Origin of the sequence: Lacticaseibacillus daqingensis (assembly GCF_003946115.1) — a bacterium.
In the GTDB taxonomy this organism is placed as follows: domain Bacteria; phylum Bacillota; class Bacilli; order Lactobacillales; family Lactobacillaceae; genus Lacticaseibacillus; species Lacticaseibacillus daqingensis.
Genome location: NZ_RHOH01000006.1, coordinates 73,778 through 87,176, shown reverse-complemented (window position 1 = coordinate 87,176; position 13,399 = coordinate 73,778). Strand labels below are relative to the sequence as shown.

13 protein-coding genes and 1 other RNA gene are annotated in these 13,399 nt (G+C 61.6%); 1 reads left to right on the top strand and 13 read right to left on the bottom strand.

Going from position 1 to position 13,399, the window contains the following annotated elements; genetic code table 11:
* Positions 1-383: 383 nt before the first annotated feature.
* Positions 384-1,928, top strand: a complete 1,545-nt coding sequence (locus EKM88_RS08715; RefSeq protein WP_125705262.1) for an LPXTG cell wall anchor domain-containing protein — start codon at positions 384-386, stop codon at positions 1,926-1,928.
* A 93-nt stretch (positions 1,929-2,021) separates the two neighbouring features.
* Here EKM88_RS08715 and EKM88_RS08710 read toward each other — a convergent pair whose 3' ends face one another.
* From EKM88_RS08710 to EKM88_RS08650, 13 genes are all read right to left on the bottom strand, one after another.
* Entirely contained in the window at positions 2,022-2,744 is a 723-nt protein-coding gene (locus EKM88_RS08710; RefSeq protein ID WP_125705260.1) for an acyl-[acyl-carrier-protein] thioesterase, read from the bottom strand.
* Entirely contained in the window at positions 2,734-3,609 is an 876-nt protein-coding gene (gene rsmI / locus EKM88_RS08705; RefSeq protein WP_125705258.1) for a 16S rRNA (cytidine(1402)-2'-O)-methyltransferase, read from the bottom strand. Before rsmI ends, EKM88_RS08710 begins: the two co-directional genes overlap by 11 nt.
* Positions 3,609-3,947: a DNA replication initiation control protein YabA gene (locus EKM88_RS08700; protein WP_125705256.1), complete on the bottom strand. Its 339-nt coding sequence runs from the start codon at positions 3,945-3,947 to the stop codon at positions 3,609-3,611. Before EKM88_RS08700 ends, rsmI begins: the two co-directional genes overlap by 1 nt.
* A gap of 64 nt (positions 3,948-4,011) precedes the next feature.
* The gene (gene holB / locus EKM88_RS08695; RefSeq protein WP_125705254.1) at positions 4,012-4,980 is read right to left on the bottom strand and encodes a DNA polymerase III subunit delta'; all 969 of its coding nucleotides are present in this window, start codon (positions 4,978-4,980) and stop codon (positions 4,012-4,014) included.
* Entirely contained in the window at positions 4,980-5,309 is a 330-nt protein-coding gene (locus EKM88_RS08690) for a cyclic-di-AMP receptor (protein ID WP_125705251.1), read from the bottom strand. Before EKM88_RS08690 ends, holB begins: the two co-directional genes overlap by 1 nt.
* Before the next feature lie 24 nt (positions 5,310-5,333).
* A complete protein-coding gene (gene tmk, locus EKM88_RS08685) occupies positions 5,334-5,984 on the bottom strand; it encodes a dTMP kinase (protein ID WP_125705249.1) in 651 nt (216 codons plus the stop codon).
* A gap of 122 nt (positions 5,985-6,106) precedes the next feature.
* Positions 6,107-6,388, bottom strand: a complete 282-nt coding sequence (locus EKM88_RS08680) for a YaaL family protein (protein WP_125705247.1) — start codon at positions 6,386-6,388, stop codon at positions 6,107-6,109.
* A gap of 16 nt (positions 6,389-6,404) precedes the next feature.
* Entirely contained in the window at positions 6,405-7,004 is a 600-nt protein-coding gene (gene recR / locus EKM88_RS08675) for a recombination mediator RecR (protein ID WP_125705245.1), read from the bottom strand.
* A gap of 542 nt (positions 7,005-7,546) precedes the next feature.
* Entirely contained in the window at positions 7,547-7,855 is a 309-nt protein-coding gene (locus EKM88_RS08670) for a YbaB/EbfC family nucleoid-associated protein (protein ID WP_125705243.1), read from the bottom strand.
* Positions 7,856-7,873: 18 nt separating this feature from the next.
* Complete coding sequence (dnaX, locus tag EKM88_RS08665; RefSeq protein WP_164512058.1) at positions 7,874-9,559, bottom strand: DNA polymerase III subunit gamma/tau; 1,686 nt, start codon at positions 9,557-9,559, stop codon at positions 7,874-7,876.
* A 568-nt stretch (positions 9,560-10,127) separates the two neighbouring features.
* Positions 10,128-10,225: signal recognition particle sRNA small type (gene ffs / locus EKM88_RS08660), an RNA gene on the bottom strand.
* Positions 10,226-10,323: 98 nt separating this feature from the next.
* Complete coding sequence (locus EKM88_RS08655) at positions 10,324-12,705, bottom strand: ABC transporter permease (RefSeq protein WP_125705241.1); 2,382 nt, start codon at positions 12,703-12,705, stop codon at positions 10,324-10,326.
* A gap of 4 nt (positions 12,706-12,709) precedes the next feature.
* Positions 12,710-13,375 (bottom strand): ABC transporter ATP-binding protein, encoded by a 666-nt coding sequence (locus tag EKM88_RS08650; RefSeq protein WP_125705239.1) that lies wholly within the window; start codon positions 13,373-13,375, stop codon positions 12,710-12,712.
* Positions 13,376-13,399: the final 24 nt, after the last annotated feature.

Below are 13,399 nucleotides of genomic sequence, written 5' to 3'. Positions count from 1 at the left end.
GAAGGCTCATGCGGTTTTTTTGATGCGCCAAGCCAGTTTCTGACCAATCGTGGCAAACTCGCCATGAACCTAACACAACCCCCCCATTGAATAACATCTTCGTGGCGGCTCAGTGGCAAACCCAGGCCGCAACCGTTTGCGTTGCGCACAATTTATAATCCTCGCAATCCGCTACGACCGCACGCTAATGATATTTCCGCCATAAAGTGACACCTAAGATGAGAACGGATTAATACTAATTTATGCCGAAAATAATGGTCAATCGAATTAGAGAAGGTTTTTTGAATATATATTTACACCATTCTGATTGACCACCTGTCAAGCCACCCCATATACTGAACCAGATGATTCGCTCATCACAACTCGCGACTAGGAGGAGACAAATGAAAGACCACACCAGCACCAAGAAACTGAAGAAGACCCGCCGCGGCTGGGTGACCGCCGCACTGGCAGCAAGCACGTTGCTCAGCTTCCAAGCGCTGAATGGCCACACCGTTGCAGCCGCTACGGCGACCCCAGCGCTCACCCAACTCAGTCCAGATGCCCTGAATCAACCCAACGGTGACCAGGCCGGAGCCGGCCGCCCCGATTTCAACCACGCCGGGCCAATCACTGACGCCAATAACCTGAACAACGGCGGCCAAACTGGCGCAGGCCGCCCTGATTTCAACCATGCCGGGCCAATCACTGACGCCAATAACCTGAACAACGGCGGCCAAACTGGCGCAGGCCGTCCTGACTTCAACCATGCCGGGCCCATCACCGACGCCGCCAACCTGAGCAACGGCGACCAGGCTGGCGCAGGCCGCCCTGGTTTCAACCATGCGGGGCCCATCACCGACGCCGCCAACCTGAACAACGGCGACCAGGCTGGGGCCGGGCGACCAGAGTTCAACCACGCCGGGCCCATCACCGACGCCGCCAACCTGAACAACGGCGACCAGGCTGGGGCCGGGCGACCTGACTTCAACCATGCCGGACCGATCACTGACACCGCTAACCTGAATAACGGCAATCCAACGGGTGCTGGCCGACCTGACTTCAACCATGCGGGGCCCATTACTGATGCCGCGAACCAAGCTGGGAACGCAACCGGCCACGTCCAAAGTGAAGTCGAGGCCTATGCTTTGGGGCTGCGGATCGGTCAAACCGGTGCTGCGACGCTGCCGGCCAGCCTGCTGAGCGGTTTAACGACCGAGGCCCAGCAAGCGATGCGCCAAGGCTTTGGCGCTGGCCAGCAGCTCTGGGCACAACGGCACCCGCAGCAGGTCACGCCGATCACAGATGCCACTGCGCAAGCGACGGGTGATCAAACCGGTCACAGCGAAGCCGAACGCGCGGCGTATGCGCTGGGCCTGTGGATCGGTCAGCACGGCGCCAGTGCGCTGCCAGATCGCGCCTTGGCCAACCAGTCTGAAGGCGAAATCGCCGCAATGCGCGCCGGCTTTGGCGCAGGTGAGCAAGCCTGGATGCAGCGGGTCGGCGCTCAGCCGAATGCCCCGACGCCAAGCCCGACCCCTGAATCCGTCGGCCCAACGGACCCCACTGAGCCAGTCGAGTCCACGAAGCCAACGGACCCCACTGAGCCGGCGGAGGCCACGAAGCCATCGGCCCCAACCGACTCAGTGGAAGCCGCGACCCCAACCGAACCACTCGTCCCTGGCAAAACGCCAACGGTCGAAGTGACGAACGTTGAGGGGCGCCAGCCTTCACCTCAACCGAACACGCCTGTGGCAACGGCCGCCAAGCCCGTGATCAAGGTGCCCGTCACGCTTGGCAGCCCCCGCACGCAGATGACGCGGCAAACAGCCAAGCGGGCACTGCCACAAACTGGTGGTGAGCAGGCTGTCGCACTCAGCGGCCTGGGTCTCACCACTGTCATTGCCGCCCTCTTCGGCTTGGCCGGCGATCGCCGCAAGCGCGCATAACCCAACCTGACGCGGTCTTCCCCCAAAAGACCAACCAAAAAGCGTGAGCACGCAGACCGAACTCGGGTCTGCGCCTCACGCTTTTTACTGTGCTTAGGCTTCGCGCCACGTCAGCATGGCTTCGGCATTCACGTCCGCACCGGTGCTGATCTGGTGATGCGTGGTCAGGCCAGCCACGGTGACGGCGGACTGGACAGTGCTGCCGTACGCGACTTCGCGGGCGTACTTGATGTCCACGCTCGCAAGCCGATGCGCGTCAAGGAACTCGGCGCCCAGCGCGTCCTCCAGCCACTCGAAGTAGTGCGTGTTGTTGACGTGGCCGTTGCCGTCGATGTCAAAGTAGCGCACGCGGTACGGCACTTGCCGCTGCCACTCGGTCAGCTTAGGAAGCCGGGGATAGCGGCGCACCTTGGTGGTTTTGACCGCCTGCACCTTCTCGGCAAAGGCTTCGATGATGGGGATCAGCTTACGCGTGGTCAGGTCCATCATCACCCACGCACCGCTCATCGTTGCCAGCGTGTTACCGCTGGCGTCCTTGACCCAGTACTCGCGGTAGGTCATCAGCTTGTTATAGGCGCTGGCCTCAGTGCCCACCGTCAGGGGCTCCTCGACGCGCGGCATACGGGTCACGTCCAGGTGGTACTGCGTGATCACCCAACCGGCGCCGAACTGGCTCAGGGCGGCGATCCCCGCGCCGAGCTGGTCGAGCTGGTGCTCGGAGCCCAGCAGCATCACATTGACCAGGGTCGCCAGGCTCAGCGCCCCGGTTTTCGTACCAAGGAAAAACGGCACGGTCACTGGTTCCTCATAGATCATCAGGCGCCTCCAATTCATGGTATGCGTTGTACACTACTTGCCGCGGCACGCCGTTGGCCTTGGCCACGGCCTTGATGGCCGGATTGGGCTTGGCCCCGGCGGCGATCTGGGCCAGCACTTGGTCGCGCAGCGGCGTATCGCTGACCGTCGGGGCCTGCTCCGGGGCCGGTGCCACCATCACGACGAATTCACCGCGGGCGTTGTCGGCTGCCCAGTCGGCCAACTCTAAGAGCGTGCCACGGTTGAACTCCTCGAACTTCTTGGTCAACTCGCGCGCCAGCACCGCCTCGCGGTCGCCGAACACGTCCGCAATGGTCGTCAGCGTCTTGGCTAACCGGTACGGGGACTCGTAGAAGATGACGGTTTGCGGTTGCGTGCTCAGCGCGGCCAAGGCGGCGCGTTGCTCACTGGCCTTGCGTGGCAAAAAGCCGTAGAACATGAACGGCTGCGGTGGCAGTCCTGAGGCGATCAGCGCGGTGGTGGCGGCGTTGGCGCCGGGCAGCGGCACTACGGGCAGGCCGGCATCGATGGCCGCCCGCACCAGCTCTTTGCCGGGGTCCGAAATCGACGGCATCCCCGCGTCCGACACCTGCGCGATGCTTTGCCCGGCCACCAGCTTGGCCAGCAGCTCCGGAATGCGGGCCTGCGTGTTGTGCTCGTGGAAGCTGATCTGCTTAGTCGTGATCTCAAAGTGGTTCAGGAGCTTCTGCGTGTTGCGCGTGTCCTCGGCGGCAATCAGATCGACTTGCTGCAAGGTGTGCACGGCGCGCACCGTCATGTCCTCCAAGTTGCCGATCGGCGTCGGCACGAGGTACAGCGTGCCGGTGTCATGCGGCGCGAAACTTTTTTGCTGGGTTAAGGTCATTAGTGTTCCCCATAAATAATGTCGAGGCAAAAGGCGCAGGGCTCATCGTCGATGCGGCGCTGTCCGTACATGTACGGACAGACATGGAAGCCTTCCTCGTACAGGTTCTCCAGGTTCAGCTTGGACTTCGACAGCTCAGCCGCCCCGGTCGACTTGTGGTCCGCATTTTTTTGCAGCTCCTGCAAGTGCTCGCGCAGGTGCCGGTTTTCGATCTCCAGCTCCGCGTTCTTTTCGAGCACACCGCCCATGTCCGTCTTCAGCGCCTTGAGCTGATCTAAGATGGCCTGCGTCTGCTGCTCCAGCGCCACGAATCCATCATAGAGTGCTTTTTTCTCCATCAGATACCTCCACCGCATGGTTCAAAGAAAGGCAGCGCTGCGGCCGCCTCAATTGTCGAATCGATTATAAAAGCTCAAGCACCAACGCCTCAAGGGTCGATTGAAACGTGACGTTCTGGCTGAGCTGGATCTGTGCCGCCAAAACGGCCGCCAGCCCGTCACTCAACCGCCGCGCCGGTTGCGCCGCCAGCACCTGGATCGTCGCATCGTTGCCGTACGCGCCGGTGGTCGGCACCTCATAGTGGCGGTTCAGCGCATCAGCGTAGGCCAACGCCAGCATGGCCAGCAGCTGTTGCTGGTCGGGCAGGCTTTTGGCCAGCGGCATCAGTGTGGTTTGCACCGCCACAAACGCGGTGTCATCGTGGTTGGTCAGCTTGCTAACCAGCGCCAGCACCTTGGTCAGGCGCGGCTCGAAGTTCGGGTCCGCCGCCAGCGCCTGCCCCGCCGTCACATCCACAGTCAGGTGCGCGGCCAGGTTAGCCAGGCGCGCCGGCACGCCGCTTTCGACTAGCTCGGCCGCCACGGTGTCGCGCGGCGGCGCCGGGAAGTTGATCACCTGTGCCCGCGACAAAATGGTCGGCAGTAGCTGGTTCTTGGTGGTCGTGGTCAGGATGATAGTCATCCCCGGCACCGGCTCCTCGTAGAACTTGAGCAGACTGTTGGCCGCGCCGGCGGTCAGCTTGTCCGCATCGGTGATGATGAAGACACGCTGGTTGCCTTCCACCCCGCTTTTGCTCATCTCGGCCTTCAGCGCGCGCATGTCGTCCACCTTGATGCTCTTGGCGTCGCTGGTCAGCCACACCACGTCCGGGTGGTTTTTCGTCAAAATGCGCTGGCATTCCGGACACTGACCGCAGGGCATGCCGGCCTGCAGGTTCTCGCAAAACAGCCGCATCGCCAGCCACTCAGCCAACTGCGCCTTGCCGGTGCCGCTGGGCCCGTTGAAGATGTACGCCTGGCTCAGCTGCGCGCGCGCCACGATCTGGTCGAACTGCGCGACGAGCCGCGGCTGCAGGCTTGTGATCGCGGGCATCAGAAGTGCAGGAACTGGTCGACCGGCAGGACAAAGACGGTTGCGCCCCCGACCTGCACCTCGATCGGGTAAGCCATCGTGGCGTCAGAGGTCGCGTCCAGGTTTACCGGTGGCGTCATGAACTGCTCCCGCGTCTGCGCGGTTTCCTTGATGATCTGCAGGACTTCCGGCACCCGCTCATCGTCGATCCCGATGATGAACGTCGTGTTGCCGGACTTCAAAAAGCCGCCCGTCGTCGACAACTTGGTGGCGCGAATGTTGTTGTCGATGAACTCGCTAGACAGCAGGTTGCTGTCCTTGTCTTGAACGATCGCTAGAATCAGCTTCATGCGTTTTTCTCCTCTCTATCTCACCTAACGTGACTGCCAACTGTCGGTCAAAAAATGCTGCAGGGTGGCCAAACAATCCGCCACCACTTGCGCCATCGGCTGCGTCGCATCGATGGTGTGAATGCGCTCAGGTTCCTGTTGCGCCAAACGCAGGTACGCCGCCCGCACGCGCTGGTGAAAGGCCAGCGATTCCTGATCGAGCCGGTCGAACTGACGGCTCGTGCGGTGTGCCGCGATGCGCGCCAACCCGATCTCGCTGGGGACATCCAAGTACAGCGTCAACCCCGGCTGAATGCCATCAGTGGCAAACTGGTTCATCTCAAGCACCGCCTGTTCCCCGATCTGCCGCCCCGCGCCCTGATAAGCCACGGAGCTGTCAACGAAGCGGTCACAGACCACGACCTCACCGGCGTCAAGGGCCGGCACGATCACCTCGCGCAGATGCTGGCGCCGCGACGCCGCGTACAGCAGCGCCTCGGTGCGCGCGTCCATCGCAGTGTTTTCGGGGTCCAGGATCAGCTCACGAATTTTCTCGGAGATCTGGGCGCCACCGGGCTCGCGCGTCAGGTGAACGGGGCGCGTCAGGTGCGCCGCCAGTTGCGGGATGAGCGCCGTCAAGACGCTGGTTTTGCCCGCGCCATCCGGGCCTTCGAACGTGATGAATGTGTCGACCAACAGGTTGCCTTCTTTCTCGTATTACTTATAGTGTACTTGAAACTGCCAGCGATTGCACCCACGAAGGAAAGCATTTCGGTGCTAAAAAAGCGGTCAGCGCGCGTGCTGACCGCCTCTTGAAATCACTTTCGGCCACCCTGCCAGACTTGATTCTCAGCCTGCAGCTGTTGCGCCGCCATCTCGGCCACGAGCTTGCCCGACACTTGACGCGTGCGGGCCTCGCGGTGCAGGAAGTCGAACAATCCCTCTTGCAGGCTGATCTGCGACCGGGTCGCCTCGTCGACCTCGCGGAAAGTCGCCACGAGCTTGCGTTGGCTCGCCATGTGTTCCCGCACCCGGCCGACGGTTTGCATCAGCTCGCGGTCGGCTTCTTCTTTGATGTTGGGCCGTTTTTTAAAAAACATGGCGTTCGCCTCCCGCTTAGATCTCCGTGCGTCCTTCAACCGCCTTGAGCAGGGTCATCTCATCGGCGTACTCAATGTCCGAGCCAACCGCCAGCCCGTGGGCCAGCCGGGTGACCTTGATGCGTGCCGGCTTGATCAGGCGCGCCAGGTACTGCGCGGTGGCCTCCCCCTCCGGCGTGGCGTTGGTCGCCACAATGATCTCCTTGACTGCCTCATTTTCCTGCAGGCGCTTGATCAAGTTCTCAATGTTCAAGTCTTCCGGCCCGCGGCCTTCGATCGGGCTGAGCACCCCGTGCAAAACGTGGTACAGGCCGTGGTACTCGTTGGTGCGGTCGATGCTCATGACGTCTTTGGCCTGCTCCACCACGAGGATAGTGCTTTGGTCGCGGCCCTTGTCCCGGCAAATTTCGCACGGGTCCTCATCTGTGATGTTGCCACAGATGGTGCAGTAGTGCAGGTCGTTTTTGGCCGCTGTCAGACTCTTGGCGAAGGCCTCGACGTCATCCTTGTTCATATCAATGGTATAAAACGCCAACCGCGTGGCCGTCTTGTTGCCGATGCCCGGCAGCTTCATGTAGCTGTCGATGAGCTTGGCAATGGGGTCTGGGTATTGCATGTGCTGCCTCCTGCTCCCTACTTTTTCTTCTTTGTTGCGCACCGCAAACAACACGGGCGCAAGCTGTCAGTGCGGACTTTTCACCGAGTGGCTCTGGCCTCGGGTTTTCCGCCTTGCTTCCGTTCGGCTTTGCCGAACTCCGCAGCAAGGCGTGCTTACTTCTTTCCGCTCTTCGTCGAGCGCCGTGGCGCAACGCGGGAGCAGCTAGCTACGCCATGCCACTCGGGGCCAAGAACGCCCCAAGCACCGTGGCTAGGCTACCCGTCCCGCTAAGTGCGCACCACTCTGCTCTGGTTCGTCGAGTGCCGCAAAGCAACGCAGGTGCATCTAGCTACGCCATGCCACTCGCGTCTAAGTGCGGACGCAAGCGTCATGGCTAGGCTAGCTGACCTGCTAAGTACGCTTTGCGCTGCTCTGGTTCGTCGAGCTACGTGGCGCATGAGGGTGCGGTCTAAGCCATCCTGCCACTCGCGCCTAAGTACGGGCGCAAGCGTCAGGCTGACTTAGCCCAACCCTCATAACCGCGCCACTTCGCTCTGGTTTTACATGCCCAACCCACGTGTGTATTTGCCCATCTTGGCCTGGGTCGTTTCGTCCACCTGCTTGAGGGCCGCGTTGACGGCTTCCAGCACGAGGTCTTGGAGCATGTCCGGGTCATCTGGGTCGATGGCTTCCGGCTTGATCGCGATGTCTTGCATCTTCTTGTCGCCGGTGAAGGTCACGGTGACCATGTCGCTGGCGGAGCTGGCCGTGAAGGTGGTCTGGTTCAGCTCGTCTTGCGTGTCCGTCATTTCTTTTTGAAGCTTCTTCATCTGCTTCATCATACCTTGCATGTTGCCCATTCCGCGCATAATCGTGTCCTCGTTTTCTTAGTCGTTTTTGATGGTGATATTGTCTTCGTCGCCGAACATATCGGTGATGGCCTTGACCACCGGCGCTTCCGTCGGTGCCTTAGGTTGCGTCTTCTTCGGCGCGCCCATTTCGCTCAGGTAGGTCTTGCGCACCTTTGGCCACTCGTCTTGCTGCACCAGGACGATGGTTTTCTTGTCACCCATCAGTCGTTCCAGACCGCTTTCCAGCTCGGTCATCAGCGCCGCATCCTTCATCGCCCGCTCCACTAGAATGTCATAGGCAAAACTGACGATCACGCCGGCGGGGCTGGCGGCGACCGGTTCGGAAATACGCATCATCGCGCGCTTGGTCACCGACAGCATGTTCAACAGATCCGGCCAGATGTCCTTCACCGCCGTCAGATCCGCCTTGGTGGCCGCCCCCAGGATCGGGTACAGCTGCTGCTTGTTGACGTGCGGGTGCTTCGCCGCCTTGGGCTTAGGCTTGACTGCCGCAACCGGCGCGCCCGTCTGCAACTTGGCGACCGTTTCCTGCAAGGCCTGCACCTGCGCCTGAAGCGCGGTAACAGCTTCGGCCTCCGCAGGCACAGCGGCCGGCGCTGGGGCCGCCGTCGATGCCGTGGGCTGTTCGCCCAGACGTACGGTGGCCACTTCTAGGTACAGCGTCGGGTGGTTGGTCAGCCGCAGCTGGCTTTGCGTCTCGTTCAAGACCCCGATCATGTGATACAGCGCTTGGGCCGTGAAGGTCTGCGCCAGCGTCTGAAAATGGTCATCACGCAGGGCACTCTGGGTGTCATTGACCAAGCTCGGGGCTTGCTGGAACACCAGCAGATCACGCAGGTACTCGATTAAGTCCTCGATCAGCCGCGCCGCGTCTTTCCCACCGGCAAGCAACTGCTCGATGGTGGTCAGCGCCGCCGCAGGGTCATGCGCCCCGATCTGGGTCAGATAGGTGCCCAGCTGCGCCGCCGCCACGCCGCCGGTCACATCCAGCGCGTTTTCGACGGTCACATGATTTTGGCCAAACGACAGCACCTGATCCAGGATCGACAGGGCATCGCGCATCCCGCCTTCCGCGGCCTTCGCGATGACCAAAAGCGCCTGCTCGTCATAGGTGATGCCCTTGTCCTCAAGGATGACGGTCATCCGGCCGACAATGTCTTGGGCAGTAATGCGGCGAAAATCGAACCGCTGCGTTCGGCTGATAATGGTGGCCGGGATTTTCTGTGGCTCCGTCGTCGCCAGAATGAAGACAACGTGGGCTGGCGGTTCCTCCAGTGTTTTGAGCAACGCGTTGAAGGCCCCTGTCGACAGCATGTGCACTTCGTCGATGATGTAGACCTTCACCTTCGCAACCGTCGGCGCATACTTCGCCTTGTCGCGAATATCGCGGATCTCATCGACCCCGTTGTTGGACGCCGCATCGATTTCGATGACGTCGGTCAGGCTGCCATTGTTGATGGCCTCACACAGGTCGCAAGTGTTGTCCGGCTCGCCGTGGTCGAGGTGACGGCAGTTGAGCGCCTTGGCTAAAATCTTGGCAACACTGGTCTTCCCCGTGCCCCGTGGCCCGCAAAACAAATAGGCGTGACTGGTTTGACCGGTCGTCAACGCATTCTGAAGCGTCTGCGTGATGGCCGTCTGCCCAATCACATCGGCGAATTGCTGGGGCCGCCAGACCCGATACAGTGCTTGGTAGCTCACCGTCATCATCCTTTCTAACCAGAGCGCTGTGCCGCGCACTTAGCGGGACAGGTAGCCCAGCCAAAGCGCTTGCGCCCGTACTTAGGCGCGAGTGCTTTGGCGTAGCTAGCTGCTCCCGCGTTGCGGCACGGCGCTCGACGAACCAGAGCGAAGCGGGACGGGCTTAGCGGAACGGGTAGCCTAGGTTTGGTGCTTGAACCCGCACTTTGGGTTCGAGTGCCAAGCCGTAGCTAACCGCTTCCGCGTTGTCCCGCGTAGCTCGACGAACCAGAGCGAAGCAAAGCGGGCTTAGCAGATCCGAGAGCCTAGCTGAAGGACTTGAATCCGTACTTTGGGTTCGAGTCCTTCGGCGTAGCTCACTGCATCTGCGTTGCTTTGCGTAGCTCGACGAACCAGCGCGAAGCGAGACGAACCCAACAACAACAGCCCGCGCAAAATCGCTTCGCGTACCCGTACTAGTTTACCATAGGCCAGCCAACTTCGGCAGGACCGCTCACGCTTTTTCGCCGGCCAATTATGCGGTCCGAAAACGCAAAACCGGCCACCACAGATGTGATGACCGGGTCATTAGCGTAAAACAAAAGGCACATGGTCGACGATTCTTAGTGCTGCTTCCTTCCGGACCTGACACAATTCGAAAGGCGACCATTGCCTTAAGGCCTTGCGGCAATTAGTAGTATACACGACTTCACCAGCGTTGACTAGTGCCTCTCAGACAGAAACCGAACGCTTACTTGCGCTATGGTCAAGGTGAGTGTGCGTGATCACTCCGCGCGCAGTAACCGCTCCAGATCCTGATGGGTCAAAAGCCGCCAGGTGGCCCCAATAAACGCCACTCCGACCAGCAACAGAACCGCTCCCGCGGCTGCGATTTGCCCCCAAGGTATGATGAGCGCCACCGGCTGATCAGAGGCCGACAGGCGGTACAGCACGCTACTGATGCCAGTTCCAAGGATACTGCCGCCAAGCCAGCCCGCAACAAGCAACGTCGCGTACTGCCAGGCCTGCATCGCGACGACTTGGCGCGGGGTCATCCCGATGGATTGAAGCATCGCCAGCCCACGGCGCGCCCGCATCAGGTTGGCAAAGGTGTGATTGACAACGATGGCTAAGCAAACCAGTGCCAGCAAACCGATGAAGCCGTATGCCGTTGCCTTCATGACCAACACCACCGCCGCCTGTTGCTGATTATCGGCCACCGCGTCCATGATGGCGATTTGCCCAAACTGTGCCTTGATCGCCTTGACCACTGCGGTGTGCGCACTGGGCCGCGCCAGTTTCACGTACAGGACGCTTTCAAGCGTCTTATCCGGGACCCTCAGCGCCGCCGCCCACCGCTGATACTGGGAATCGGAGACGACTAGGCTGACCCGTCCATTGTTGAACAACAGCTTGCTAAACACCGGATCTTTAGCCAGCGGCTGGTAGCGAACCCGGACGCTCAGGCCTGGCGCCTTACTGTCTCTTTGATCCGCAACAATTAACCGCAACGGCTTGGAATAGGTCGGGTCGACCTGCCATTCCATGTGGCGTCGGCCATCCGCATCCACGAATAGCGCCTTCGTGTTCAAAAGCGTTGGCCGCCAGCCGTAATCTCGCTGGGCCTGACGGTCAGGCACGACCAGCAAATTGATCTCGGTGAGCTCAGAACCCCGCGGTCCCTTCTGAATACTCAGCTGCGCTTGGCGCGTTACTTGCGCCTGCTTCACCCCATCAAGCCGGTCTGCCAGGTGCCGCATCGCGGCAGTCTGATCGCCACTGCGACTCAGTGTCGCGCGGATGTCCGCGGCCTCACCGGTGTCATAGTGTCGCCACGCGTTGCCGATGAAGCCGGTCAGTCCGACAAATAAGGTGACTGTCACCACCAATGTAGTCAGCATCGTGGCGCGCCGCCCCTCGCGGCGGTCGAGTTTGGCGGCCAGTCGCATCATTGGGTCAGGCAGCCGCCGCACCCACCACGGCTGACGGAGCTTGCGCCGGGTCAATTGAGGCGAGATGTTCAGCGCGCGGATCGCCGCGATCGGCGTCACGCGGCTGGCGCGCCATGCCGGCCGTGCGGCGGCCAGCAGCGTGATGAGCGCCATGAACACCACCACCGCCAGTAGCGGCACCCAGTCGACGGTCAGCACCAGCGTGATCGGCAGCTCGTTGCCGCTCAGGACGCCGTTCATCAGCCAGATCGCGACGCCTAACCCACCGATACCGAAGATGGCACCTAATCCGAGTGCCGGGAGCGCCAGCATCAGCGCCTCACCGTACACCAGGTGTCGAACCTGCCGCGGCGTCGTGCCGATCGACCGCAGAAGGCCGTAGCGCTGCCGATTCGCTCGCACAGACAAGTTGATGCTCGTGTAGATCATGATCAGCGCGACCGCCCCGACGATGGCCAGGATCGTCCCCACCACCGCGATCTGTTTGGCTTGCGAGTCATTCGACTTGGCCCCCCACATCCAGGTCAGCGCCGCCAAGTTCACTTGCAAGTCGCGCGGGGCCAACCCCGCTTGCTTGGTGATCGCTTGCAAGCGCTGATGGCCCTGCCAAGGCGACTTTAGGCTGGCCATCACCACCGTGCGCCCGGCCGGTAGGTGTGGCACGACCTGAAGCACGCCGCGCGTGGACAAAAAGTTCCCGCCGTACCCGTTCGTCGTCCCAACAATTCGGAAGCGCTGGGTCTTCCCTGCCACCGTCACCTGAATGCGCTGACCGATGTTTCGGTGCGCGGTCACCAGCATGTCCGACAGCAGCACCTCCGACGCCTTGCGCGGCAAGCGCCCGTTGACCAGCATCGGCTTCAATGCCGCCGTGGCTGCGGGTGTGGTCACGGTCAGCCGAAAAGGGTCCCCGATGCTGTCGGTTTTGGTGGTGCCGATCGTCGCCCGCCCGGCATCGACAAAGCTGATCGTCTGATCAAACGCGGCGTTGGCCCGCAACTTCGCCGCCTTGGCCGGGGTGGTCGCGGGAAAGGCGGCGACCATCCCGCCCGTGTTCCGCAGCTCGTACTGGTAGAAGCTGGTCTGGAAACTGCGCAGGCCGACGAGCGTTGCCATCGCCAGCGTTGCCGCCAGCCCCATCGCCCCGATCGTCAGCGCGGTGCGGCCACGGGTGGTGCGCAGGTGACGCCACCCCAGTTTTGCGAGGATGCCCATGCGCTCACGCCCCTTCCGTCAGACGACCATCGGTGATGGTCAGCACCCGCTGAGCCTGCGCGGCCACCTGCGGGTCATGGGTGATCACCACCACGGTTTGGCCTTGCGTCACGTTCGCGTAGTGCAACAGCGCCATGATCTCCTGTGAGTTGCGCTGATCCAGGTTCCCGGTCGGCTCATCCGCCAGCACGATCGCCGGCTCGTTGATCAGCGCTCGGCCGATCGCCACGCGCTGCTGCTGGCCGCCGGAGAGTTGCCCCGGCAACGCGTTGCGCTTGTCCGCCAGACCCAACTGATCCAGCAGCTGGTTCAGGCGCTGCGCCTCGACCTTTTTGCCGTCCAGCTCCCGCGGCAGCGTGATGTTCTCCGCCACCGTCAGGCTCGGCAACAGGTTGTAGAACTGGTAGATCAGCCCGACCTGGCGCCGGCGAAAAATCGCCAACTGCGTCTCGTTGAGCCCGTAGATCGCCGTGTCGTACAGCTGCACTTGGCCGCTGGTTGGGCGGTCGACCCCGCCCAGCAGGTGCAGTAGCGTCGACTTGCCGGAGCCCGATGGCCCCACGATCGCGACGAACTCTCCAGGTTCAATGCTCAGGCTGACGTGGTCCAGTGCCGGCTGCTCCTCGCCAGGATACGTTTTGACTAAATCCGTGGCCGTTAAAATTGCCATCTTCCTCACCTCTTGCTTCCAGTA

Excerpts from the sequence above, each read along its gene's own strand:
- rsmI (WP_125705258.1), bottom strand. The coding sequence starts at position 3,609 with ATGACCTTAACCCAGCAAAAAAGTTTCGCGCCGCATGACACCGGCACG.
- EKM88_RS08650 (WP_125705239.1), bottom strand. The coding sequence starts at position 13,375 with ATGGCAATTTTAACGGCCACGGATTTAGTCAAAACGTATCCTGGCGAG.
- EKM88_RS08700 (WP_125705256.1), bottom strand. The coding sequence starts at position 3,947 with ATGGAGAAAAAAGCACTCTATGATGGATTCGTGGCGCTGGAGCAGCAG.
- EKM88_RS08655 (WP_125705241.1), bottom strand. The coding sequence starts at position 12,705 with ATGGGCATCCTCGCAAAACTGGGGTGGCGTCACCTGCGCACCACCCGT.
- EKM88_RS08690 (WP_125705251.1), bottom strand. The coding sequence starts at position 5,309 with ATGAAGCTGATTCTAGCGATCGTTCAAGACAAGGACAGCAACCTGCTG.
- EKM88_RS08715 (WP_125705262.1), top strand. The coding sequence starts at position 384 with ATGAAAGACCACACCAGCACCAAGAAACTGAAGAAGACCCGCCGCGGC.
- holB (WP_125705254.1), bottom strand. The coding sequence starts at position 4,980 with ATGCCCGCGATCACAAGCCTGCAGCCGCGGCTCGTCGCGCAGTTCGAC.
- EKM88_RS08710 (WP_125705260.1), bottom strand. The coding sequence starts at position 2,744 with ATGATCTATGAGGAACCAGTGACCGTGCCGTTTTTCCTTGGTACGAAA.
- recR (WP_125705245.1), bottom strand. The coding sequence starts at position 7,004 with ATGCAATACCCAGACCCCATTGCCAAGCTCATCGACAGCTACATGAAG.
- EKM88_RS08680 (WP_125705247.1), bottom strand. The coding sequence starts at position 6,388 with ATGTTTTTTAAAAAACGGCCCAACATCAAAGAAGAAGCCGACCGCGAG.
- EKM88_RS08670 (WP_125705243.1), bottom strand. The coding sequence starts at position 7,855 with ATGCGCGGAATGGGCAACATGCAAGGTATGATGAAGCAGATGAAGAAG.